This is a genomic window from Streptomyces sp. BE20 (assembly GCF_036322525.1).
Taxonomy (GTDB): domain Bacteria; phylum Actinomycetota; class Actinomycetes; order Streptomycetales; family Streptomycetaceae; genus Kitasatospora.
This window is the reverse complement of sequence record NZ_JAQYWW010001060.1, coordinates 17,232-41,014: the sequence shown is the minus strand read 5'-3', so window position 1 is coordinate 41,014 and position 23,783 is coordinate 17,232. Positions and strand designations below refer to the sequence as shown.

Below are 23,783 nucleotides of genomic sequence, written 5' to 3'. Positions count from 1 at the left end.
TTCGCCGCATGCGCCTGGCACTATCCCTGCATGGCCCCCGACACCCGCACCCACCTCGGCAGCGCCGTCCGCACGGCGGCCCGCCGCCCGCTCTGGCGGGTGGCGATGGTGCTGGTCCTGGTGGCGGCGGGCCTCAGCGGCTGGTGGCTCTCGGAGAGCCGCTCGCCCGGTTACCCGCAGGGCGACACCGGTTTCGCCACCGGGGTGAAGCGCGGGGTGTACGACCGGTACGGGCAGCTGCTGGAGACCCACGTCGCCAAGGCGATGCCGGGGGTCCGGCTGCGGCTGGACAACTCGGAGGGGTCGATCGACAACCTGGCCCGGGTGACCAACGGCCGCGACGACTTCGCGATCGCCACCGCCGACGCCGTCGCCCAGTACTCCGGGCCCGGCCGGGAGAAGCTCCGGGCGATCGCCCGGCTCTACGACGACTACCTCCAGCTGGTCGTCCCGGCCTCCTCGCCGGTCCGCCGGACGGCCGACCTCAAGGGCCTGCGGGTGGGCGTCGGCCAGTCGCTGTCCGGGGTCAACCTGGTCACCCGGCGGCTGCTGGCCGCCGCCGGCCTGGACCCGGACCGCGACATCAAGCCCGCCTTCCTGGGCATCGGCGACGCGGCCGACGGCCTGCGGGCCGGCGAGCTGGACGCGTTCTTCTGGTCCGGCGGACTGCCGACCAGCGCGCTGACCGACCTGTCCGACCACGTCCGGATCAGGATCGTGCCGCTCGGCGACCTCGCCGAGGCGGTCCACAAGGTCGAGGGCGGCGGCACCGACGCCTACCGCGCGGCCACCATGCCGAAGGGCACCTACCCCAACGCCGAGCCCAAGGACGCCGTGGCCACCGTGGCCGTCCCCAACCTGCTGATCACCCGGGCCGACGTCGACGACGACCTGGTCCAGGGCATGACCGGGGCGGTGATAGACAGCCGCGACCAGATCGGCGCCCAGGTGCACGCCGCCCAGCTCGTCGACCTGCGCACCGCCGTCTACACCGACCCGCTCCCGCTGCACGAGGGCGCGATGCGCTACTACCGCTCGGTCAAGCCGTAGCGGCCGCCCCGGCGACCGGCTGCCGCCGGGGCCCGGCCGGGGCGCTCTAGAGCTGCTTCCTGGTCGCCCGCGGCACCGCCAGGGTGACCGCCAGACCGGTCGGCACGACCGCGCCGAAGGTCAGCGAGCCGCCCGCCGCCTGCAGCAGGGTGCGGGCGATCGACAGCCCGAGGCCCGAACCGTCCACGTTCTGGTGGCGCGCGCTGCGCCAGAACCGGTCGCCGGCCCGGGCCAGTTCCTCCTCGGTGAGGCCCGGCCCCCGGTCCGAGACGGTCACCGCGACCTCGTCACGCCGTACCGCGACCAGCACCCGCACCCGGCTCCCGTCCGGCCCGAACTTGATCGCGTTGTCGAGCACCGCGTCCAACGCGCTCCCGAAGCCGATCGGATCCGCCAGGCCGAGCGCCAGGGCCGGCCCCTCCCAGGCCAGCTCGATCCCGCGCTGCGCGGCCACCGGCCGCCAGGCGTCGGCCCTGGCGAGGGCGAGCACGGCGAGGTCGGTCGGCTCCGGCTCGGGGCGGGCGTGCTCGGCGGTGGCCAGCCCGAGCAGGTCGTCCAGCACGCGGGCCAGCCGGACACCCTCCTCGCGGACCCCGCCGAGCTCCTCGTCGTGCCCCTCGGGCAGCTCCAGGCCCAGCACCTCGACCCGCAGCAGCAGCGCCGCCAGCGGGTTGCGCAGCTGGTGCGAGGCGTCCGCGACGAAGGCCTTCTGCTGGTCGAGGGCGAGCACCACGTGGTCGGCCATCTCGTTGAACGACCGGGCCAGCCGCTGCAGCTCGGGCGGTCCGCCGCCGGGCGCCACCCGGGCGTTCATCCGGCCGGTGGCGATGTCGTGGGTGGCCCGGTCCAGGGTGCGGACCGGACGCAGCACCCATTCGGTGAGCCGGCCGGCCAGCAGCACCGCGACGATCATCGCGGCCGCCTCACCGGCTCCGATCACCAGCCAGCGATGCAGGACGCGGGTGCGCAGCGCGCCGGTCGGGGACTCGCTGAGCACTACCGCGACCACGTCGCCGTCCCGGACCACCGGGGTCGCGACGGTGAGCGTCCGGTCCGGGGTCCACGGCCAGACCTGGGGCGGGTTGTGGCTGCGCCGGCCGTCGAGCGCCTCCTGGAAGGCCTGCTCGCCCCAGCCGGCGACCGGCACCCGCCAGTCGGCCGGGGCGACCGCGATCGGCATGCCGTCGCGCTGGAAGATGCCGATCCGCACCCCGTACAGCTCGTGGTAGCGGACCACCTCGTTGCCCAGGGCGTGCCGGCGGCTGAGGTCGCCGGGGGCCGGCTGCGGGTCGCCCTTGAGTGCGGACTCCAGGCCGGACACGCCCGAGGTGGGCAGGTCCTGGGCGAACCGGGCGGCGTCGTCCAGGCGGTCGACCACCACCCGGCTCTGCTCGGCGGCCGCGACCGCGGCGGCGAGCGGCAGTCCGAGCGCGGCGAGGACGCAGAGCATCAGCGCGATCAGGATGCCGAGAAGGCGGGTGCGCACGTGCGGTCAGTGCTCCGCGCGGGCCGGGGGCGGCGTCTCGGCGACGGCGGCCGGGGACTCGGGGATCAGCCGGTAGCCGACGCCCCGGACGGCCTCGACCAGGCCGGGCAGGGCGAGCTTGGTGCGCAGCGAACCGATGTGCACCTCAAGGGTGCGGCCGTTGCCCTCCCAGCCGCTGCGCCAGACCTCGCTGAAGATCTGCTCGCGGCGGTAAACCACGCCGGGGCTCTGGGCGAGCAGCGCCAGCAGGTCGAACTCCTTGCGGGTGAGCGGCACGTCCCGGCCGTCCACGCTGACCCGGCGGCGCTCGCGGTCGATCACGATGCCGCGGGACTCCAGCGGGCCGCGCTGCTGCGGCACGGCGTCCGGCGCGGGGGCGGCGACGGCGGCCGGCGCGGTGCCGCGGCGGGCCACGGCGTGGATCCGGGCGAGCAGCTCGCCCATGTCGTAGGGCTTGGTGACGTAGTCGTCGGCGCCGAGGTTGAGGCCGTGGATCCGGGAGCGGATGTCGGCGCGCGCGGTCACCATGATCACCGGTACGCCGCTGCCGGCGCGGATCCGGCTGCACACCTCGAAACCGTCGCGGTCGGGCAGTCCGAGGTCGAGCAGGACCACCCGATAGGGCTCGTTGCCGTCCGGTACCAGCGCGTCGAGCGCCTCGTGGCCGCTGCGGGCGTGTCTGACCTGGAAACCGTGCCGGCCCAGCACCGCGACGAGTGCCGCGGCCACGCGTTCGTCGTCCTCCACGAGCAGTAGTCGCATCTCGGTTCTTCCTCCTCTCCCCGACGTTCCCGGGGGTCTTCTCGTGGTCGCCACGGCCCCCCTCCCGGGCAGGTCCCGGTCCTGCGCAGTATGGGCCAGCCGGGGCCCGGGCGCCAGGCTCGACCGGCCGCCGGAACCCGGTGGGACGGGGAGCGGCGGGGCGGGCGCCCGCTGTCACCGCGGCCCGGCGGGGCCGTCACAGGGGGCGCCGGACGCTGTCACTGTGCCCGTACAGGGCCCCGGTGAACAGTCCGCACCCGGCGTGTGGCCGGATCGTGATCCTCAAGTTCCGCTCAGATCGGCTGACGTGACACCGTCAGGGCTCCTATGGTCAGCCCACCGAGGGCTGCGGCTCCGCCGGCCGCGGCCCTCGGGATTCCTACCACCATTGCCGCCCAAGGGAGTTCGTCTCTCCTGGGCCGACACGAGGGAGCAGGCGCGATGACCACGAGCCTCACCAAGGACTCCCGCGCCGACGCCGCTCCTCTGGTGGTCCTGCGCAATGTGAACAAGCACTTCGGCGCACTGCACGTGCTCCAGGACATCGACCTGGAGATCGCCCAGGGCGAGGTGGTGGTCCTGATCGGGCCCTCCGGCTCGGGCAAGTCCACGCTCTGCCGGACGATCAACCGGCTGGAGACCATCGACTCCGGCACGATCTCCATCGACGGCCGCCCGCTGCCCGCCGAGGGCCGGGAGCTCGCCCGGCTGCGGGCCGAGGTCGGCATGGTGTTCCAGAGCTTCAACCTGTTCGCGCACAAGACCGTGCTGGAGAACGTGGTGATCGGGCAGGTCAAGGTCCGCGGCATCGCCCGGGACCAGGCCGTGCGGACCGCCCGGGAGCTGCTGGAGCGGGTCGGCGTCGCCGCGCAGGCCGACAAGTTCCCGGCCCAGCTGTCCGGCGGGCAGCAGCAGCGCGTCGCGATCGCCCGGGCGCTGGCGATGAACCCCAAGGTGATGCTCTTCGACGAGCCCACCTCGGCGCTCGACCCCGAGATGATCAACGAGGTGCTGGAGGTCATGCGCCAGCTGGCCGCCGACGGCATGACGATGGTCGTCGTCACCCACGAGATGGGCTTCGCCCGCTCCGCCGCCAACCGGGTGCTCTTCATGGCCGACGGCCGGATCGTCGAGCAGAACACCCCCGAGGCCTTCTTCACGGCGCCCCGGTCGGACCGCGCCAAGGACTTCCTCTCGAAGATCCTGCACCACTGACCCGCCGGGCCGGCTCCGGCCGCCGGCGGCACGGGCGCCGCCGCCGGCCCGCCTGCCGCAAACGAACTTCCCTCCGCCAGAGCCCGGTTGAACCGTGGCCAAGCCCCAGGAGAGCTACCCTCATGAGGACTCGTCGCACCTTCGCCGTCGCGCTCTGTGCCGTCGCGCTCACCGCCACCGCCGCCTGCGGAAAGGACGGCACGCCGGGCGCCGACAAGGCGAGCTCCGGCAGCAGCTCCGCGCCGGCCCTGCCCACCTACGCCGTGAAGTCCGACGTCAAGGTGGACTCGCCCGCCCTGGCCGAGGCGAGGAAGCGCGGCCAGCTGATCATCGGCGCCAAGTCCGACCAGCCGTTCCTCGGCTGGGAGGACCTCGCCACCAACGACCGCAGCGGCTTCGACATCGAGATCGCCAAGATGGTCGCCGCCGACCTCGGCTTCACGCCGCAGCAGATCAAGTGGCAGACCCTGGTCTCCTCGCAGCGCGAGCCCGCGATCTCCAAGGGCCAGATCGACTTCTACGTCGGCACCTACAGCATCAACGACGAGCGCAAGAAGTCCGTCTCCTTCGCCGGCCCGTACTACATCGCCGGCCAGGACCTGCTGGTGAAGTCCGACAACACCACGATCACCGGCCCGGAGTCGGTCAACGGCAAGAACGTCTGCACCGCCACCGGCTCCACCTCGATCAAGAACATCCAGCAGTACTCGCCGAAGATCACCCAGTTCGACACCTACTCCGCCTGCGTCGAGAAGCTGATGTCCGGCGAGGTCGACGCGGTCACCACCGACGACGCCATCCTCAAGGGCTACGCCTCCAAGTACGCGCCCAAGCTCAAGGTGGTCGGCAAGCCGTTCACCAAGGAGAACTACGGCGTCGGCCTGAACAAGGACGACAAGGCGCTCCGCGACGCGATCAGCGACGCGCTCAAGGCCCACCAGGACAACGGCGACTGGAAGAAGGCCTACGACGCCACCCTCGGCCTCTCCGGCTCGACCGCCCCGCAGCCGCCGGCCCTGGAGCGCTACTGACCTCCGGTCGCCGCCGGCCCCGTCCGGCGGCGACCACCCTCCCCCGGACCACCTGAATCACCGACCCCCTGAGAGGAGGGCCGCCGGATGGGATTCCTGTTCGAGGACGGCAACTTCGCGCTGTTCCGCGACGGCTTCCTGCAGACGATCGAGCTGAGCGCGCTCAGCGCGCTGCTCGCCCTGCTGCTGGGCACCCTGCTGGCGGCCTTCCGGGTCTCCCCCGTCCCGGTGCTGCGCGGCTTCGGCACGGCCTGGGTGACGCTCTTCCGCAACACCCCGCTCACCCTGCTGTTCTTCGCCGTGACGTTCGGGCTCCCGCCGCTCGGCGTGCACTTCGACCACCTCACCTTCGCGGTGCTGGCCCTCGGCGGGTACACCGCCGCGTTCGTCTGCGAGGTGCTGCGCTCGGGCATCAACACCGTGCCCCTCGGCCAGGCCGAGGCCGCCCGCAGCCTCGGCATGACCTTCGGCCAGACCCTCACCCAGATCGTCCTGCCGCAGGCGGCGCGGACCGTGCTGGCCCCGATGAGCAGCGTCTTCATCGCCCTGCCGAGGAACTCGGCGATCGCCGGCGCGTTCAGCGTCAGCGAGCTGTACAGCGCGCAGCAGACCTTCTCCGAGGACGGCTACTCGATCTTCGCGATCTTCTTCTGGGTGGCCTGCGCCTATCTCGCGATCAGCGCCACCATCGCCCTGCTGTTCCGCTTCCTGGAGACCCGACTGGCGGTGGCCCGATGATCTCCCTCTTCACCCGCCCCTCCACGGCCAGCGTCCTCTACGACGCCCCCGGCCCGCGGGCCCGTTCCCGCTACCGCGCGTTCGGCGTCCTGTCGCTGCTCGCGATCGCCGGCCTGCTCTGGTACGCCGTCACGGCGCTCGCCGACAACGGCCAGTTCGAGGCCGAGCTCTGGGACGCGTTCGCGTACAACACCATCCAGCAGCGGATCGTCGACGGCCTGCTGGCCACCGTGGAGGCCTTCGCGCTGGCCGCCGTGGGCTCGCTCGCCCTGGGCGCGCTGCTCGCCGCCGGACAGCTCTCCGACCACCGGCCGGTGCGCTGGGCGGCCGTCTCCTTCGTCCAGTTCTTCCGGGCGATGCCGCTGCTGATCCTGATCGTCGCGCTCTACTACGCCTTCTTCGCCAAGGAGCCGATGTGGGCCCTGGTGCTCGGGCTCACCCTCTACAACGGCTCGGTCCAGGCCGAGATCATCCGCAGCGGCGTCAACGCCGTCCCGCGGGGCCAGGGAGAGGCCGGATATGCGCTCGGCCTGCGCAAGAGCCAGGTGATGACCACCATCCTGGTCCCGCAGGCGGTCCGCTCGATGCTGCCCACGATGATCGGCCAGCTGGTCGTCACCCTCAAGGACACGTCGCTCGGCTTCATCATCACCTACCCCGAGCTGTTGTTCGTCGGCAAGGCCATCGCCACCCAGCCGCTCAATGCCGCGGGCTTCCCCTACATCCCCGTGGTGCTGGTGATCGGGCCGATCTACATCGCGATGTGCCTGCTGCTCACCGCGCTCGCCCGGTGGATCGAGGCACGTGGCCGACGCGGCGCGAACCGGCGCACTTCAGCTGCTGCTTGACGGACACGCAGGTGAACTGTTGCATTGCTCTTCGTGACACCATCCGGGAGCATCCACGCGGCATATGACGCCACCCCGTCGACCTGCCCCTGCCCGGAGGTCCCCGGCCGCGCCGCACCGGACCGTCCGTGCCCGGAGGTCCCGGCATGGACCCGGTGATCGTGGTCGGGGCCGGGCCGGTCGGCCTGGCCCTGGCCCTCGCCCTCGCCCGGCACGAGGTGCCGACCGTCGTCCTCGACGAGGGCTCCGGGCTCTCCCCCGAGAGCCCGCGCAGCGTCGTCCTCGGCGCCGACACCGCCGCCCTCCTGAGCCGGATCGGCTACCCCCGGGCCGTCGCCGACGCCGCCCGGTGGGACGCCTTCACCATCTGGCGGCGCCGCCAGGAGGTGCTCCGGATCGACCTCGCCGACACCCCGGTCCTGCACCTGCCCCAGCACCGGCTCCAGCGCGGCCTGCGGGACGCCCTCACCGGCACCCCCCTGGTCAGGCTGGTCCCGCTCAGCCGGGTCACCCGGCTCGACCAGGACCGCGACGGCGTCAGCGTCCACACCCGCAACCCGCAGGACGGCACCGAGACCTGGTGGCGCGGCAGCCACCTCGTCGGCTGCGACGGCGCCCGGTCCACCGTCCGCAAGCTCCTGAAGATCCGCTTCCCCGGCCGCCCGGCCGTCGACCGCAGCGCCATCGCCACCGTCCGGGTCGACCTGCCGTTCACCGAGCCCCGGCTGCACCGCGAGCCCCCGTGGCGCGGCGACCGCGAGGCCTCCGCCCGCCCGCTGCCGCACGGCGTCTGGCGGCTGGACTGGCGGCTGCCCCCCGGCCGGCCGGCGCCCGCCGAGACGGTCGACCCGCACGCCACCTGGCCCGGCATCGTCACCGGCGACACCCTGCTCACCCGGGTCACCGCCACGCTCACCGGCTGGTGCGGCGAACTCCCCCGCTTCGACCTGCTCGCCGCCGCCGACCACACCGCCCAGCAGCGGCTGGCCGCCCGCTTCCGCAGCGGCCGCTGCTTCCTCGCCGGCGACGCCGCCCACCTGCACGGCGCACTCGGCATGCAGAACCTCGCCGACGGCCTGCGCGACGCCGACAACCTCGCCTGGCGGCTCTCCCTCGCGTGGCACCTCCACTCCGGCGGCCCCCAGCCCGGCGGATCCCTCCTCGACGGGTACGAGTCCGAGCGGCGCGGCGCGGTCGGCGCCCGGCTGCGCGCGGTCGACCAGGCCATGCCACTGCTGCGCCCGCTGCGCGGCTGGCAGGCCACCCGCCGCTCGCTCTTCACCGGCTCGTTCCGCAAGCACGCGCCGATGCTCGCCGACGGCCAGCTGGGCACCGGCCGGTTCGGCGGCGTCCCCGCCTACCCGGCGGCCCCCTCCGGCGTGCCCGGCCGGGTCCCGGTCCAGCGCGGCGCGCGCGGCACCACCACGCTCAGCGAACTGCTGCCCGCCACCGCCCCCGGCGTGCTCGTCCCGGACCTGCCGGTACTCGCCGCCGACGGCACCCCGGACCAGTTGCACGCCCGCCTCGGCACCCACTTCCTGCTGCTGCTGGTCGCCCCCGGTACCACCGTCTGGTCCGCCGAGCACTGGCTGGGAGCCGGGCTGATGCCCCGGCTGGCCGAGGTCGCCGCGTCGCTGCCGGTGCCGGCCGAGGTCCTGGTCACCGAGGCCTACCCGGGGGCCGGACCGCACACCGTCCTGCTGATCCGGCCCGACGGACACCTGGTCGGGGTCACCCGGGGCGCAGCGGCCGAGGACCTCCGGGCCCTGGCCGACGGGGCCCGGGGCGGTCCGGCCTCGCTGACCGGCGGAGAGACCGAGCCCGAGGCCGTCACCGAGCCCGACGCCGAGCCCCGGTCGGGAGCCGGTTCCGCGGCCGAACCTGCGGCCGGGTCGGAGCCCGAGCCGGCCGCCGAACCTAGCGGGCCACCTCGGTGACCCGGCTCTCCCGGACCACCGTGACCCGGATCTGACCCGGATAGGTCAGCTCCTCGGAGACCTTCCTGGCGACCTCACGGGCGATCACCTGCGCCCGGAGGTCGTCCACCACCTCCGGCCGGACCATCACCCGGACCTCCCGGCCGGCCTGCATCGCGTACACCGCGGCCACGCCGTCGTGCGCCCGGGCGATCTCCTCCAAGCGCTCCAGCCGGCGCACGTACGTCTCCGACGACTCCTTGCGCGCGCCGGGCCGACCGCCCGAACAGGCGTCGGCCGCCTGGGTGAGCACCGCCTCGACGGTCCGCGGATCCACCTCCCCGTGGTGCGCCGCTATCGCGTGCACCACGTCCGCCGACTCGCCGTGCCGCCGGGCGAGGTCCGCGCCGACCGCCGCGTGGCTCCCCTCCACCTCGTGGCTGAGCGCCTTGCCGATGTCGTGCAGCAGCGCCGCGCGGCGCACCGGTTCCGGGTCCACCCCCAGCTCGGCGGCCATCAGCCCGGCCAGGTGCGCCGACTCCACCAGGTGGCCCAGTACGTTCTGCCCGTACGAGGCGCGGTAGCGCAGCGTGCCGAGGGTGCGGACCAGGTCCGGATGCATCCCGCCGATCCGCACGGCCAGCAGCGCGTCCTCGCCGGCCCGCACGCAGCGCCGCTCGACCTCCTCACGGCTGCGCTCGTGGACGTGCTCGATCCGCAACGGGTGGATCCGGCCGTCCTCGACGAGGTGCTCCAGGGTGAGCCGGGCCGCCTCCCGGCGGACCGGGTCGAAGCAGGAGAGCTGCACCACCGCCGGGGTGTCGTCGATGATCAGGTTGACGCCCGTGACGGCCTCGAACGTCCGGATGTTCCGGCCCTCACGCCCGATCACCCGGCCCTTCATCTCCTCGTTCGGCAGCCGGACCGCCGACACCGCGGTCTCGGCGGTCTGCTCGGCCGCCAGCCGCTGGATCGCCCCGGCGACGATCCCCCGGGCCCGCTGCTCACCCTCGTCGCGGGCCTCGCGCTCGATCTCCCGGACGGTGACCGCCGCCTCCCGGCGGGCCTCGGACGCCGCCTCGCGGACGAGTTCGGCGCGGGCCTGGTCCGCCGAGAGCCCGGCGGTCCGCTCCAGTTCCTCGGCCCGGCGGCGGACCAGTGCCGCCGCCTCGCCCCGGGCCCGCTCCAACGCGGCCGAGCGTTCGGCCAGTTCGCCCTCGCGCGTCCGGAGCCGGTCGAGCTCCTCGGTCAACCGCTCCTCGCGCCGGTCGAGTTCGGCCCGGAGCCGGGTGGCCTGCTGCTCCGCCCGCTGCCTGGTCCGCTCGGTCTCGGCGGCGTCCCGGCGCCGCACGTGCCGCAGACGCCCGACGGTCAGCCGGACCGCCACGGCGACGACGGCCACCACGGCGACGGCCGGCAGGACGGCCACCAGCGAGGAGGTGGCCGATCCGGCACTCACCGCGATCCTCATCCTGCCCACTCCCCGTCCCGTGGCGGCACGACGCCCGGGACCAGCCGCGCGGCCGGTCCCGGACCTGCCTGGTCACGGGCGCGACCGGGCGACCGGCCGGGGGCGGCCGAGGAATGATCGATGTGCTCCCGCACTGAGTGCGAGGCTAAGCGCGGGTTACGAAACGGTCAAGACTGGCTTGGTAGTCGGCCAACTCCACGATCCGCCCGGAGCCGACCGGGCGTCAGTCCCGGGCGTCAGTCCCAGGCATCGGACGGTCCGTCCCCGTCCGTTCCGGCGTCCACCGACTCCGTGGGCTCCTCCTCGTCCAACGCCGCGCGGACCACCCGGAAGGCCAGGCCCTCGGAGTAGCCGCGCCGTGCCAGCATGCCGACCAGCCGGCGCGTCCGGGCCTGCCGCTCCAGGCCCCGGGTGGTCCGGAGCCGGCGGTCGACCAGGGCCCGGGCCGCCTCGGTCTCGTCGTCGTGGTCGAGTTGGGCGAGGGCCTGCTCGGCCTGCTCCCCGGTCACTCCCCTGGTCCGCAGCTCCTGGGCCAGCGCCCGACGGGAGAGTCCGCGGACGGCGTGCCGGGATTCCACCCACGCCCGGGCGAAGGCCGCGTCGTCGATCAGACCGACCTCCTCCAGCCGGATCAGCACCTCCTCGGTGACCTCGTCCGGGATCTCCCGTTTGCGCAGGGCGTCGGCGAGCTGTTTGCGACTCTTGGCCGCACCGGTGAGCAGCCGCAGGCAGATGTCCCGTGCCCGCGTCGCGGGGTCGACGGACTCCTCCGCCCGGGAGCGTCGCGCGTCGGTGCCCGGCGCCTCGCTCGGCTCCGACCGCCCGGCCCGCCCACGGGACCGCCGCCCGGACGCGGGCCGCCCGGCGGAGGGCGCTGCGGTCCGGGACGCTGCAGATCGGGCCGGGGCGGCCACACCCCCGTGACCGGCCGCCCCGGCCCGGCTCTCCCCGGCACCGGGGTCGGAGCTCTCCTCCTCCAGCGCCGAGCGGCGACGGCGCCGCCCTGCGGGCAGCTCGGAGGCCGTGACCAACCCGAGGTCGCCCGCGTCCGCCGGGCCGTCCGCCGCTGCTCGACCGGACGGCCGCCGGTCCGCCGCCCGGGCCGGCTTCGGTGCTGCCGGCGCGGGGTCGGCCACGGCCGCGAACCAGTCCGGCGGGCCGTCGTCATCGTCGTCCGGGCCGTCCACCGGCGCGCTGCCCGCCGGCCCACTGTGCTGCATCAACGGATCAGGCCTTGGCGGCCGCCGCCGTCTTCTTCGCCGCGGCCGTCTTGGCGGCGGTCGCGGTGATCGGCTTGGCCCCGCCCTCGGCGGTGTCCGCAGCCTCGGCCTCGGCCGGCTCCGCCGTCTTCGGGCCGATGCCGAGCTTGCTCTTGATCTTCCGCTCGATCTCGTCGGCCAGCTGCGGGTTGTCCTTCAGGAAGTTGCGGGCGTTCTCCTTGCCCTGGCCGAGCTGGTCGCCCTCGTAGGTGTACCAGGCACCCGACTTGCGGATGAAGCCGTGCTCGACGCCCATGTCGATCAGACCGCCCTCGCGGCTGATGCCCACGCCGTAGAGGATGTCGAACTCGGCCTGCTTGAACGGCGCGGCGACCTTGTTCTTGACGACCTTGACCCGGGTGCGGTTACCGACCGCCTCGGTGCCGTCCTTCAGGGTCTCGATCCGGCGGATGTCGAGACGGACCGAGGCGTAGAACTTCAGCGCGCGGCCACCGGTCGTGGTCTCCGGCGAGCCGAACATGACGCCGATCTTCTCGCGCAGCTGGTTGATGAACACCGCGGTGGTGTTCGACTGGTTCAGGGCACCGGCGATCTTCCGCAGTGCCTGGCTCATCAGCCGGGCCTGCAGGCCGACGTGCGAGTCGCCCATCTCGCCCTCGATCTCCGCGCGCGGGACCAGCGCGGCGACCGAGTCGATGATCACCAGGTCGATCGCGCCGGAGCGGATCAGCATGTCGGTGATCTCCAGGGCCTGCTCGCCGGTGTCCGGCTGGCTGACCAGCAGGGCGTCGGTGTCCACGCCGAGCTTCTTGGCGTAGTCCGGGTCGAGCGCGTGCTCCGCGTCGACGAAGGCGACCGTGCCGCCGGCCCGCTGGGCGTTGGCCGCCAGGTGCAGGGTCAGCGTGGTCTTGCCGGAGGACTCGGGACCGTAGATCTCCACCACCCGGCCGCGCGGGATGCCGCCGACACCGAGGGCGACGTCCAGGGCGGTGGACCCGGTGGGGATCACGTCGATCGGCTCGTTGGCCTTCTCGCCCAGGCGCATCACCGAGCCCTTGCCGAACTGCCGCTCGATCTGGGCGAGTGCGGTCTCAAGAGCCTTCTCGCGGTCCGTGCCTGCCATGGCTTCCACCCTCGGGTTCTGTGCTGTGCGCTTCATCGTCATCGACGCTAGCGCGTCCCACTGACAATCGACCCTGACCGGGCTCGGCCTGGGGAAAACTCTTCGCCGGAGAGTACAAAGAACAAGTGTTCGATTCAAGCCGGAGCCGTTCGGCCTACTCGCCCCGATTCCCCCCGCCCTCCTTGCCGTCCCCGCCCTTCGGTCCCTGACCGGCACCGGGCCCCGCGCCGGCGCCCCGGTCCGACCCGGTGTCCTTGTTCGAGCCGGTGTCCTTGTTCGAGCCGGCACCCCTGCCCGCGGCGCCGTCCGACCCCCCGCCGACCATCCGCCGCAGCCGGCGGGCCGCCTCCCGGCGCAGCGCCCGCCGCAGCCGGCGCTGCTCGCCCCGGTCGATCCGCGGGTCGGTCGCCACCTCGTAGCGGCGCACGTACGTCCCCACGAAGCCCTGCAGGGTGGCCGCCGCCGGGATGGCGATGAGCGCGCCGACCGCGCCGAGCAGCGCGGCCCCGGCGATCACCGAACCGAACGCCACCGCCGGGTGGACGTCCACCGTCTTCGCCGTGATCCGCGGGTGCAGCAGGTAGTTCTCGATCTGCTGGTAGACCACCACGAACGCCAGCACCCAGAGTGCGTCCACCGGCTCCACGGTGAGCGCCACCAGCACCGGCAGGGCCCCCGCCAGGTAGGTGCCGATGGTCGGCACGAACTGCGACATGACGCCGACCCAGATCGCCAGCGCGGCCGCGTACGGCAGGTCCACCACGGCGAACATCACCCAGTGCGCGAACGTCGACGCCACGGCGAGCAGCGCCCTGGAGTAGAGGTAGCCGCCGGTCTTGGCCAGCGCGATCTCCCAGGCGCGCAGCACCTCGCCCTGCTTGGCGGGCGGCAGCAGCGAACAGACGGTCCGTCGCACCCGGGGGCCGTCGGCGGTGAAGTAGAAGGTGAAGAGGCCGACGGTGAAGGCCTGGAACAGTCCGCCGATCAGGGTCGAGGAGACGCCCCAGACGTTGTCGGCGGCCTGCTGGGCGTAGGTCTCGATGGCGCCGGAGTCCTTGAGCAGCTTCTTCTGCAGCTCGTCCAGCGAGAGGTCCTGGTTGAAGGTCCGGTTGATCCAGTCGATCAGGCTGTCGAGCAGGTGCGGCAGGTCCCCCGCGATCTTCGCCACCTGGTCGACCAGCAGGGTGCCGAGTGCGGCCAGGAAACCGCCCACCGCGATCGCCACCGCGACGAAGACCAGGAAGGTACCGACCCCCCGGCGCACCCCGCGGGCCGCCATCCGGTCGACCGCCGGCTCCAGGGCCAAGGACAGGAAGAAGGAGACCAGCAGCATCACGAAGAGGTCGATCAGCTGGTGGAACGCCCAGTCGGCGAGCTGGAACAGCCCGACCATGAGCAGGGCCAGCACCATGGCCCGGGGCAGCCAGCGCGGCATCCCGGAACCCCAGAGGCCGTCGGTGGCGGTCCGGGGCGGCGAGGCGGGCGGGGAGCCCGCGGCCTCGTCGGCGACCTGCGCCGACCTGTCCGAATTCTGCGGTTCTGCACTGCTTTTCACCCGCACAGTCTGACCCATGTCCGACGCCCGTTCGAGCATCGGGCCGGAATCAGCGGAGAACCGCGGAGACTCCCTGGGTCTCGCAGACCACCCGCCAGACGTCCTTGGCCTCCCAGCCCGCCTCCAGCGCCTGCCGGACCGTCCAACCGCCCAGCTCGCTCATCACGTGGTCGGTCGCGAAGGACTCGGCGTACACCTCGCCGAAGTGTGCGTGCATCCGCCGCCAGAACTCCGTCAGCCTCATGCCCACCAGTATCCCGGACCGGCCCGCCGTCAGGCCCGCCGGTCCGCCGCCACCAGTGCGTACTCGACCTCGCCGTACTCACTGCCCGGGATCGCTTCGGGGTAATCCTCGTGGAAGGTCCGGACGTAGGAGAGCCCGGACTTCTCCATCACCCGCCGCGATCCGTGGTTGACCGCCATCGTGTAGGCCACCACGCGCTCCACCCCGAGCTCGGTGAATCCCCGGTGGATCAGCGCCCGGGCGCCCTCGGTGGCGTAGCCGTGCCCCCAGGCAGCGCGCCGCAGGCGGTAGCCGAGCTCGACCTCGGTGCGGTCGCCGTCCGGCGGCCGGAACTCGAACCAGCCCAGGAAGGCCCCGCCCGTCCGTTCCTCGGCGGCCCACCAGCCGAGGTCGCCGTACCGGCGGTAGTGGTCGAAGTACAGCGGCAGCAGGGTGCTCTCGACGACCTCGCGCGGTGTGGCCCGGCCACCGGTGAGGTAGCGCATCACCTCGGGGTCGCCGTCCAGCTCCTCCAGGTGGTCGGCGTCGGCGGCGGTGAAGCGGCGCAGCACCAGCCGCTCGGTGGTGAGGAAGACCTCCATGCTCCGATCCTCACCCACCCCGCCCCGCCCGTCACCCGGTTTTCCGCACCTCACGCCCCTGCCGCGCCCCCGGCACCCGCCGGGGACCCGCCCGGCCCGCGACCTCGCCCCCGCGCGGCCCGCCCGCCGCGTCAGCGCGGCAGCGTCAGCGTCCCCGCCCCGTAGTACTGCCGGTCGCCGCAGGCGTGCGGGCCGGGCGGGCAGGCGGCCGCCGCGGTGGCGGCCAGCAGGTCGGCGAGCCGGCCGGCGTCCCAGTCCGGGTGGAGCGCGGCGGCCACCGCGACGGCGCCCGTGACGTGCGCGGCGGCCATCGAGGTGCCGGCCAGCGCGGCGTAGCGGTCGCCGGGCCAGTCGGAGACGACCGCCCCCTGGGCGCCGCCGTCCGGATCGCCGCCGGGCGCGGCCAGCGAGACCCTGCCGCGCCCGTGGTTGGTGTACGCGGACGGACGCCCGTCCCGGTTGACGGCGGTCACCGTGACCACGCCGGGCAGCTCTCCGGGCAGCCGCACGCACTCGGGGCCGACGAACCGTGACTCCGCCGGGCCGGCGGTGCGGTCGTTCGGGCTGCGCTCGTCGGGACGGGGGGCGCCGAGGTCCTGGCCGTCGTTGCCCGCCGAGGCGACCACCACCGCACCCCGGCGGCGGGCGTAGTCGGCCGCCCGGCCGACGGCGGCGGTCAGCGCGGCCTGGTCGCGGTCGTCGGGGCAGTTGTACTTCCACGGGTCCGCGAAGTAGCTGTTGTTGATCGCCCTGGCGCCGTGGTCGGCGGCCCAGAGCATCCCGCAGACGATGTTCTCCGCGTAGTACTGGCCGAGCGGACCGAGCAGCCGGACCGCGGCGATCCGGACGCCCGGCGCGACCCCGCTCACGCCGTGGCCGTCCCGGGCGGCGCCGACGATCCCGGCGACGTGCGTGCCGTGGCCGCTCTCGCCGACCCCGTCGTCGGGCCGCCAGGCGCCGGTGCGGGCGTCCGGGCGCCCGTCGGCGCAGGAGGCGGAGGCCTTCGGGTCGACGGCGGCGCGCAGGTCGGGGTGGGTGTCGTCGACGCCGGAGTCCAGCACCGCGACGAGCACCTTGCCGAGGGCCCCGGCGGCGGGGGCGTCCGGGCCGCCCAGCAGGTTGGGGGTGGCGTCGCCGCCCGGGCCGGCGGCGGCGCCGAGCAGGGCGAGGTTCCAGGCGTCGTGCTCGCCCGGGTCGGCCACCGTGGCGGTGGTGTCGTCCCGGCCGTCCGCGCTCCCCGCCCGCACCGTTCCCGCGCCGAAGTCGCCGGCCCCGTCGAGCGACCGGGGCGGCCCCGGCACCGGCGCGGTCCTGGTCGCGCCGACCGCGGCCACCCCGGGCCGGTCCCTGACCTTGCCGGCGAAGCCCCCGGCGGCGTACGCGAGGACGGCGCCGATCTGCGGGTACTCCTGAACCACCTCTCCGCCGGCCGCCCGGGCCTCTCCCGCGGCCAGGGCGGCCCCGGCGGCGTCCGCCTGCTCGGCGAGGACCAGGTAGCTGAGGTACGACCGGCCGGGCCCGGAGACGTACGGCACGGCGCCGCCCACCACGAGCGCGGTGAGCAGCATGGCGAGCAGGACCCGGAAGGGGCCCCGCACCCGGCGCCGGGCGGCCGGGCCGGTACGGGCGGTCCGGACGGGGACGTGGACGGGACCGCGGCCGGACGGGTCCACCTGCGCCATGGCACGGTCTCCGCTCGTCGGTCCCGGTGGCCGGACGCGGTCGGGCGGCCACCGGAGGGCTGGTCTTCACAGGGACATCGCAGGTCTGAACCATCACCATATGGTCGGATTGTCTGTTTTGCCCGATCAGCTCCACCGAACGGCCACACACCCGCCGTGCCGTCTCCGGGTCCCCCCTCTGTCAGTGGCACCCGGCACCATGGGGGCATGGCGCCGCAGACCCAGACACCGTCCCCGTCCGACCCGCTGGCCGGCTTCGCCCCGGCCACCCGGGCCTGGTTCGGCGCCGCCTTCTCCGCCCCGACCGCCGCCCAGGCCGAGGCCTGGCGCGCCATCGGCCGGGAGACCGACGTCCTGGTCGTGGCCCCCACCGGCTCCGGCAAGACGCTCGCCGCGTTCCTGTCCGCGCTGGACCGGCTCAGCTCCGTCCCGCCGCCCGACGAGGCCGGGCGCCGCTGCCGGGTCCTCTACATCTCGCCGCTCAAGGCCCTCGCGGTCGACGTCGAACGGAACCTCCGCGCCCCGCTGGCCGGCCTGCGGCAGGCCGCCGTCCGGCTCGGCCTGCCCGAGCCCGACGTCCAGGTCGGCATCCGCTCCGGCGACACCCCCGCCGCCGACCGCCGCCGCTTCGCCACGCACCCGCCGGACATCCTGATCACCACCCCCGAATCACTCTTCCTGCTGCTCACCTCGGCCTCCCGCGAGGCGCTGCGGGGCGTCGACACGGTGATCCTGGACGAGGTGCACGCCGTCGCGGGCACCAAGCGCGGCGCCCACCTGGCGCTCTCCCTGGAGCGGCTTGACGCGCTGCTGGACCGCCCGGCCCGCCGGATCGGCCTCTCCGCCACCGTCCGCCCGGTCGAGGAGGTGGCCCGTTTCCTCAGCCCCGGGCGCGGCGCCGTCATCGTCCAGCCGCCGTCAACCAAGGAGTTCGACCTCTCCGTGGTGGTGCCCGTACCCCACCTCGACGACCTGCCCGCCTCCCCCACCGCCGGCAGCGCCTCCGACGACGACCCGGCCCGGCAGAACTCGATCTGGCCGCACGTCGAGGAGCGGATCGTCGACCTCGTCCAGGCGCACCGCTCGACCATCGTCTTCGCCAACTCCCGCCGCCTCGCCGAGCGGCTCTGCAACCGGTTGAACGAGATCGCCCTGGAGCGCGCCACCGGCGCCGCCCTCCCCGAGGACCACGCCCCCGCCCTCCTGATGGGCGGCTCCGGCGCCGCCAAGGGCGCCCCGCCGGTGATCGCCCGCGCCCACCACGGCTCGGTCTCCAAGGAACAGCGCGCCCTGGTCGAGGAGGAGCTCAAGGCCGGCCGGCTGCCCGCCGTGGTCGCCACCTCCAGCCTGGAGCTCGGGATCGACATGGGCGCCGTCGAACTGGTCGTCCAGGTCGAGTCCCCGCCCTCGGTCGCCTCCGGCCTGCAGCGCGTCGGCCGGGCCGGCCACCAGGTCGGCGCCGTCTCCACCGGCGTCGTCTTCCCCAAGTACCGCGGGGACCTCGTCCAGTCCGCCGTGGTCACCGAACGGATGCGCACCGGCCGGATCGAGGCGCTGCGCATCCCCCGCAACCCGCTGGACGTACTGGCCCAGCAACTGGTCGCCATGACGGCGATGGAGACCTGGCAGGTCGACGAGCTGCTCGCCGTGGTCCGCCGCGCCGCGCCGTTCGCCTCCCTGCCCCAGTCCGCCTTCGACGCCGTGCTCGACATGCTGGCAGGCCGCTACCCCTCGGACGCCTTCGCCGAGCTGCGGCCCCGCCTGGTCTGGGACCGGGTGGCCGGCACCGTGACCGGCCGGCCCGGCGCGCAGCGGCTCGCCGTCACCTCCGGCGGCACCATCCCGGACCGCGGCCTGTTCGGCGTCTTCATCGCCGGGGCCGACCCCAAGAAGGGGGGCGGACGGGTGGGGGAGCTGGACGAGGAGATGGTCTACGAGTCCCGTGTCGGCGACGTCTTCACCCTCGGCACCACCTCCTGGCGGATCCAGGAGATCACCCACGACAAGGTGCTGGTCACACCCGCCCCCGGTGTCCCGGGCCGCCTCCCGTTCTGGAAGGGCGACTCCCTCGGCCGCCCGCTCGAACTCGGCCGCGCCCTCGGCGCCTTCACCCGCGAGCTCGGCGCCCTCGACACCGAGGCCGCCACCGCCCGGCTCCGCGAGGCCGGCCTGGACGACTGGGCCGCCGGCAACCTGCTGGCCTACCTCGCGGAGCAGCGCACCGCCTGCGGCCACCTCCCCGACGACCGCACCATCGTGGTCGAGCGGTTCCGCGACGAACTCGGCGACTGGCGGATCGTCATCCACTCCCCCTTCGGCGCCCAGGTGCACGCCCCCTGGGCGCTCGCCCTCGGCGCCCGGCTGCGGGAGAAGCACGGCCTCGACCCGCAGGTGATGCACGCCGACGACGGCATCGTGCTCCGTCTCCCGGACGCCGACCTGCTGTCCGTCGACTTCGACTTCGGCAACCCCGCCGGACGGCCTCCCGCCGACGACGCCCCGGTCGGCGCGGACGCCGCCCTGTTCGAGCCCGGCGAGATCGAACAGCTCGTCACCGACCAGGTCGGCAGCTCCGCCCTGTTCGCCTCCCGCTTCCGCGAGTGCGCCGGCCGCGCCCTGCTGCTCCCCCGTCGCAGCCCCGGCCGCCGCACCCCGCTGTGGCAGCAGCGGCAGCGCTCCGCCCAGCTCCTGGAGGTCGCCTCCGAGTACGGCTCCTTCCCGATCGTCCTGGAGGCCGTCCGCGAGTGCCTCCAGGACGTCTTCGACGTCCCCGGCCTGGTCGAGCTGATGGGGGACCTCGAATCCCGCGCCGTGCGCCTGATCGAGGTCACCACCACCGAGCCCTCCCCGTTCGCCCGCTCGCTCCTCTTCGGCTACGTCGCCCAGTTCCTGTACGAGGGGGACTCCCCGCTCGCCGAACGCCGGGCCGCCGCGCTCTCGCTCGACTCCCGGCTGCTCTCCGAACTCCTCGGCCAGGCCGAACTTCGCGAGCTCCTCGACCCGGAGGTCCTGGCCGAGCTGGAGGCCGAGCTCCAGCGGCTCACCCCCGAGCGCCGGATCAAGGACGCCGAGGGCGTCGCCGACGCGCTGCGCCTGCTCGGCCCGCTCACCGAGGCGGAGCTGACCGCCCGCGGCGCCCAACCGCTCTGGGCCCTGGAACTGGAGTCCGCCCGCCGGGTGATCCAGGTCCGGATCGCCGGCGAACGTCGCTGGGCCGCCGTCGAGGACGCCGGGCGGCTGCGCGACGCCCTCGGCACCCCCCTCCCGGTCGGCGTCCCCGAAGCCTTCACCGAACCGGTCAAGGACCCGCTGGGCGACCTGCTCGCCCGGCACGCGCGCACCCACGGGCCGTTCACCGCCGCCGAGGCCGCCGACCGCTTCGGTCTCGGCACCGCCGTGGTCACCGGCACCCTGCACCGGCTCACCGCCGCCGGCCGCCTGGTCCAGGGCGAGTTCCGACCGGTCGAGGGCCACACCGCCGCCGTCGAGTGGTGCGACACCGACGTGCTGCGCCGGCTGCGCCGTCGCTCGCTGGCCGCCCTGCGCCAGGAGGTCGAACCCGTCCCGCCCCGCGCCCTGGCGGCCTTCCTGCCGCAGTGGCAGCACCTGGCCGGCCACCGGCTGCGCGGCCCGGACGGCCTGCTCCGGGTGGTCGAGCAGCTCCAGGGCGCCGCGCTGCCCGCGTCGGCTCTGGAGAAGCTGGTCCTCCCGGCCCGGCTCACCGACTACTCCCCCGGCCTGCTGGACGAGCTGATGGCGGCCGGCGAGATCGGCTGGACCGGCGCCGGCGCCCTGCCGGGCAAGGACGGCTGGATCAGCCTGCACCTCGCCGAGAACGCCCAGCTGCTGCGCCCAGAACCGATCCCGCCCACCGTCACCCCGGTGCACACCGCGCTCATGGAGGCACTGGCCGGCGGCTACGGCCTCTTCTTCCGCCAGTTGGTCGCACACCTCCCGGACACCCCCGAGCAGGAGCTCGTCGAGTCGCTCTGGGACCTCGTCTGGGCGGGCTACGTCAGCAACGACACCCTGGCGCCGCTGCGCGCCCTGCTCGGTTCGGGCCGGACGGCCGGGTCCACCGCGCACCGGGCGCCCCGGGCCGTCCCGCGCGGACGCTACGGCGGCGCGGGGCGCCCGTTCGGCCGGGCCGGCGGCGCGCTGCGCAGCGGTCCGCCGACGGTCGGCGGACGCTGGTCGCTGCTGCCCGCCTTCACCACCGAACAGACCGTCCGGGCCACCGCCCAGGCGCAGAGCCTGCTGGACCGGCACGGCCTGCTCACCCGCGGCGCGGTGGCGGCCGAACGGGTTCCGGGCGGCTTCGCCGGGGTGTACCGGGTGCTCGCCGCGATGGAGGAGCGCGGGCGGACCCGCCGGGGCTACTTCGTGGAGGGGCTGGGCGGTGCCCAGTTCGCCATGGAGGGCGCGGCCGACCGGCTGCGGTCGGTCAACGGCCGGCTGGAGCGCACCCGGGCCACCGAGTGGCCGGCCGCGCCCTCCGCGGAGCCGCCGCAGGCCCTGGTGCTGGCCGCCGCGGACCCGGCCAACGCCTACGGCGCCGCACTGCCCTGGCCCGAGCCGCCGGCCGGTGCGGGCGGCACGGGGGACGGCGCCGCGACCCGGGCACACCGGCCGGGCCGGAAGGCGGGCGCCCTGGTGGTCCTGGTCGACGGCGAGCTGAGCCTCTACGTCGAACGCGGCGGCAAGTCGCTGCTGGCCTGGCCGGAGGACCCGTCGACGCTCGCCACGGCGACCGCCGCGCTGGCCACCGCGGTCCGCTCGGGGGCGCTCGGCAGCGTCACCGTCGAACGGGCGAACGGCACGCCCGCCCTCGGCTCGGACCTCGGTGCCGCCCTGGAGGAGGCCGGCTTCCACGCCACCCCGCGCGGCCTGCGCCTGCGGCCCTAGGCACCGTCCCCGTCACCGCCCGGCCCCGGCCACGGCCCGCCGACACACGACGAGGGCCGCGGCGCCGGTTTCCCGGTGCCGCGGCCCTCGTCCGCGTTCGTCCTCACCCGACCGGAGACTCCGCCTCCGCCCGGGCCGTCGGCTCACCCGTCCGGCGCCTCGCCGGGCCCGTGGCGTTCCGGTCGGCGTGGACCGGGATCAACCCGAGCCCCCAGCCGCCGGCCGCCAGCAGGACCGGCACCGCACCCTCGGGCAGCTGTCCGGGGGCGGCCAGCAGCCACCAACCGAGTCCACCGGCCAGGACCGGCAGACCACGGCGGACCGGCTGCGGCCACCGCCGCCGGAGCCGTATTCGGGCCCCGGTACGCGTACGCGCCACCACCGTTCTCCGCACGACCGCCCTCCTTCGCTCGCCCCGGGCACCAGGCGCCCGGGTGTCGAGGCCGGATCAGGCGGCGACCACGTCCATCGCGGCGGCCTTGGGCGACATGTTCGCCCGGTCGGCGCCGGGGGCGGGCAGCTGTACCGGTTCGAGCACCGGCCTCAGCAGTTCACCTTCGGAGAGGGTGGCCATCGCCGCAAGTTCGGCGAGCGACAGTTCGTCGCTGACCTCGCGCATGACCTCGGACATCCGGACGTCGAGTGCGTCGCAGATGGCGGAGAGCAGCTCCGAGGAGGCCTCCTTCTGTCCCCGCTCGACCTCGGAGAGGTAACCGAGCGAAACCCTGGCGGCTGCCGACACCTCGCGGAGTGTGCGGCCCTGGCGCTGGCGCTGCCGACGCAGTACATCGCCCAGTAGGCGACGAAGCAGGATCATCGGTGCCTCCCTCCTCGGACTGCGGATCGAGATGTCACGCCCCCACCGTACCGCCTTGCCCGCTTCGCGTGCGGGGACCATGGTCGTGTTCACTCTGGGCTGCAAGGCTGTCCCCTCCCCAATTTCGGTGTCGCACCCGGGTCTGCGGGCACCTCGTCGTACCCTCCGGGCGGCACCCGGCTACCGCCGCGCCACTCGTTCGCCACCTGGTTTCTGCCCATCCGGGCCCACTGATGTAACACGATCCTCCAGCCGCACGATGCCCGTACGCCAGTTCGGCAGATCTCGGTTCGGTGGAGATCTCGGCGGACGGGACCGGCGGCGCTGCGGCGGCACCTCGACGGCACCGCCGCTGCGGGACGTCGGGCGAGCGGCGGGAGCGGCGGCGGACGAGGACTCAGTGCGTGGGCGTACCGGACGGAAGCCGCCCGACGAGCAGCTCCAGAGCGGCGGTCACCGCCCCGTGACGGATTGTGGCACGCTCTCCCGACAACCGTGGCGAAGTGACCAGACTTCCCCCGGGGCCGGCGACCGCGAGGTACACCGTGCCCACCGCCTGTCCGTCCTGCGGGTCCGGACCGGCCACCCCGGTCGTCGCGACCCCGTAGGTGGCACCCAGCAACTTCCGTACGCCCTCGGCCATCTGCCGGGCGACCACCGGGTGGACCGGCCCGTTGACCTCCAGCAGGCCCTCGTCGACCCCGAGCACCGAGGCCTTCAGCTCGGTCGCGTACGCGGTCACCGAGCCCCGGAAGGTGGTGGACGCCCCCGGGACGTCCACCAGCGCGGCCGCCAGCAGCCCGCCGGTCAGCGACTCGGCGACGGCCACCGTCCCGCCCTCGGCCCGCAGTGCGGCGTGCGCCCGCTCCGCCAGCCCGTAGTCCGCCGGTCCCTGGTCCGCCGGCCCGCCGACCGCCGACCTCCGGTCCGCCGGCCCGTCCGCGGCCCGCCCACCGGGCACCGGTCCGGGCCCGGACTGCCCGGACCGCCCCGCGTCCCCGGACTGCCCGGGCACCACCTGCCCGCCCCCGCCGGCCGTCACTGAGTCGGTTCTGCCGTCCGTCGCAGCTCTGCCACTCATCCCGACGTCCCTCCCTCGCACCCCCCGGGCCCGCCCCGGAGTACCCGCCATTGTGCGC

Annotated in this window: 19 protein-coding genes; 7 read left to right on the top strand and 12 right to left on the bottom strand. The window is 74.5% G+C overall.

Annotation, left to right across the window (positions count from 1 at the left end; genetic code table 11):
- Positions 1 to 30 precede the first annotated feature (30 nt).
- Positions 31 to 1,050 carry a TAXI family TRAP transporter solute-binding subunit gene (locus PUR61_RS29665; protein ID WP_329882567.1) on the top strand — a complete coding sequence of 340 codons (1,020 nt, stop codon included), beginning with the start codon at positions 31 to 33 and terminating at the stop codon, positions 1,048 to 1,050.
- A 46-nt stretch (positions 1,051 to 1,096) separates the two neighbouring features.
- Here PUR61_RS29665 and PUR61_RS29660 read toward each other — a convergent pair whose 3' ends face one another.
- A complete protein-coding gene (locus PUR61_RS29660; protein WP_329882566.1) occupies positions 1,097 to 2,536 on the bottom strand; it encodes a sensor histidine kinase in 1,440 nt (479 codons plus the stop codon).
- A 6-nt stretch (positions 2,537 to 2,542) separates the two neighbouring features.
- On the bottom strand, positions 2,543 to 3,298 hold the full coding sequence (locus tag PUR61_RS29655) for a response regulator transcription factor (protein ID WP_329882565.1): 756 nt from the start codon (positions 3,296 to 3,298) through the stop codon (positions 2,543 to 2,545).
- Between the two features lie 441 nt (positions 3,299 to 3,739).
- On the opposite strand from PUR61_RS29655, the gene PUR61_RS29650 reads away from it, so the two are divergent.
- The 5 genes from PUR61_RS29650 to PUR61_RS29630 all read left to right on the top strand — a co-directional run bounded on the left by PUR61_RS29650 (position 3,740) and on the right by PUR61_RS29630 (position 9,067).
- Entirely contained in the window at positions 3,740 to 4,513 is a 774-nt protein-coding gene (locus tag PUR61_RS29650) for an amino acid ABC transporter ATP-binding protein (RefSeq protein WP_329882564.1), read from the top strand.
- A gap of 122 nt (positions 4,514 to 4,635) precedes the next feature.
- Positions 4,636 to 5,544, top strand: coding sequence for a glutamate ABC transporter substrate-binding protein (locus PUR61_RS29645; RefSeq protein ID WP_329882563.1), 909 nt, complete (start codon positions 4,636 to 4,638; stop codon positions 5,542 to 5,544).
- Positions 5,545 to 5,631: 87 nt separating this feature from the next.
- Positions 5,632 to 6,282 (top strand): amino acid ABC transporter permease, encoded by a 651-nt coding sequence (locus PUR61_RS29640; RefSeq protein ID WP_329882562.1) that lies wholly within the window; start codon positions 5,632 to 5,634, stop codon positions 6,280 to 6,282.
- Positions 6,279 to 7,130: an amino acid ABC transporter permease gene (locus PUR61_RS29635; protein ID WP_329882561.1), complete on the top strand. Its 852-nt coding sequence runs from the start codon at positions 6,279 to 6,281 to the stop codon at positions 7,128 to 7,130. The genes PUR61_RS29640 and PUR61_RS29635 overlap by 4 nt, the downstream gene beginning before the upstream one ends.
- A 146-nt stretch (positions 7,131 to 7,276) precedes the next feature.
- The gene (locus PUR61_RS29630; RefSeq protein ID WP_329882560.1) at positions 7,277 to 9,067 is read left to right on the top strand and encodes an FAD-dependent monooxygenase; all 1,791 of its coding nucleotides are present in this window, start codon (positions 7,277 to 7,279) and stop codon (positions 9,065 to 9,067) included.
- On the opposite strand, the gene rny is transcribed toward PUR61_RS29630, so the two are convergent.
- The 7 genes from rny to PUR61_RS29595 form a co-directional block, all read right to left on the bottom strand.
- Entirely contained in the window at positions 9,048 to 10,517 is a 1,470-nt protein-coding gene (rny, locus tag PUR61_RS29625; protein WP_329882559.1) for a ribonuclease Y, read from the bottom strand. The genes PUR61_RS29630 and rny overlap by 20 nt on opposite strands.
- 236 nt (positions 10,518 to 10,753) lie before the next feature.
- Positions 10,754 to 11,737, bottom strand: a complete 984-nt coding sequence (locus tag PUR61_RS29620; RefSeq protein ID WP_329882558.1) for a regulatory protein RecX — start codon at positions 11,735 to 11,737, stop codon at positions 10,754 to 10,756.
- Positions 11,738 to 11,744: 7 nt separating this feature from the next.
- Complete coding sequence (recA, locus tag PUR61_RS29615) at positions 11,745 to 12,860, bottom strand: recombinase RecA (protein WP_329882557.1); 1,116 nt, start codon at positions 12,858 to 12,860, stop codon at positions 11,745 to 11,747.
- 154 nt (positions 12,861 to 13,014) lie between these two features.
- On the bottom strand, positions 13,015 to 14,295 hold the full coding sequence (locus tag PUR61_RS29610) for an AI-2E family transporter (protein ID WP_443035260.1): 1,281 nt from the start codon (positions 14,293 to 14,295) through the stop codon (positions 13,015 to 13,017).
- Positions 14,296 to 14,464: 169 nt separating this feature from the next.
- Positions 14,465 to 14,659 (bottom strand): DUF3046 domain-containing protein, encoded by a 195-nt coding sequence (locus PUR61_RS29605; protein WP_329882555.1) that lies wholly within the window; start codon positions 14,657 to 14,659, stop codon positions 14,465 to 14,467.
- A 29-nt stretch (positions 14,660 to 14,688) separates the two neighbouring features.
- A complete protein-coding gene (locus PUR61_RS29600) occupies positions 14,689 to 15,240 on the bottom strand; it encodes a GNAT family N-acetyltransferase (RefSeq protein ID WP_329882554.1) in 552 nt (183 codons plus the stop codon).
- 131 nt (positions 15,241 to 15,371) lie between these two features.
- Positions 15,372 to 16,922, bottom strand: coding sequence for a S8 family peptidase (locus PUR61_RS29595; RefSeq protein ID WP_329882553.1), 1,551 nt, complete (start codon positions 16,920 to 16,922; stop codon positions 15,372 to 15,374).
- A gap of 207 nt (positions 16,923 to 17,129) precedes the next feature.
- Between PUR61_RS29595 and PUR61_RS29590 the strand changes: the two genes are divergently transcribed.
- Positions 17,130 to 21,827: an ATP-dependent helicase gene (locus tag PUR61_RS29590; RefSeq protein WP_329882552.1), complete on the top strand. Its 4,698-nt coding sequence runs from the start codon at positions 17,130 to 17,132 to the stop codon at positions 21,825 to 21,827.
- A gap of 103 nt (positions 21,828 to 21,930) precedes the next feature.
- Here PUR61_RS29590 and PUR61_RS29585 read toward each other — a convergent pair whose 3' ends face one another.
- The 3 genes from PUR61_RS29585 to PUR61_RS29575 all read right to left on the bottom strand — a co-directional run bounded on the left by PUR61_RS29585 (position 21,931) and on the right by PUR61_RS29575 (position 23,518).
- On the bottom strand, positions 21,931 to 22,221 hold the full coding sequence (locus tag PUR61_RS29585; RefSeq protein ID WP_329882551.1) for a hypothetical protein: 291 nt from the start codon (positions 22,219 to 22,221) through the stop codon (positions 21,931 to 21,933).
- A gap of 54 nt (positions 22,222 to 22,275) precedes the next feature.
- A complete protein-coding gene (locus tag PUR61_RS29580) occupies positions 22,276 to 22,644 on the bottom strand; it encodes a helix-turn-helix domain-containing protein (protein WP_327681118.1) in 369 nt (122 codons plus the stop codon).
- 397 nt (positions 22,645 to 23,041) lie between these two features.
- Positions 23,042 to 23,518, bottom strand: a complete 477-nt coding sequence (locus PUR61_RS29575; RefSeq protein WP_329882677.1) for a CinA family protein — start codon at positions 23,516 to 23,518, stop codon at positions 23,042 to 23,044.
- Between the last annotated feature and the right edge of the window lie 265 nt (positions 23,519 to 23,783).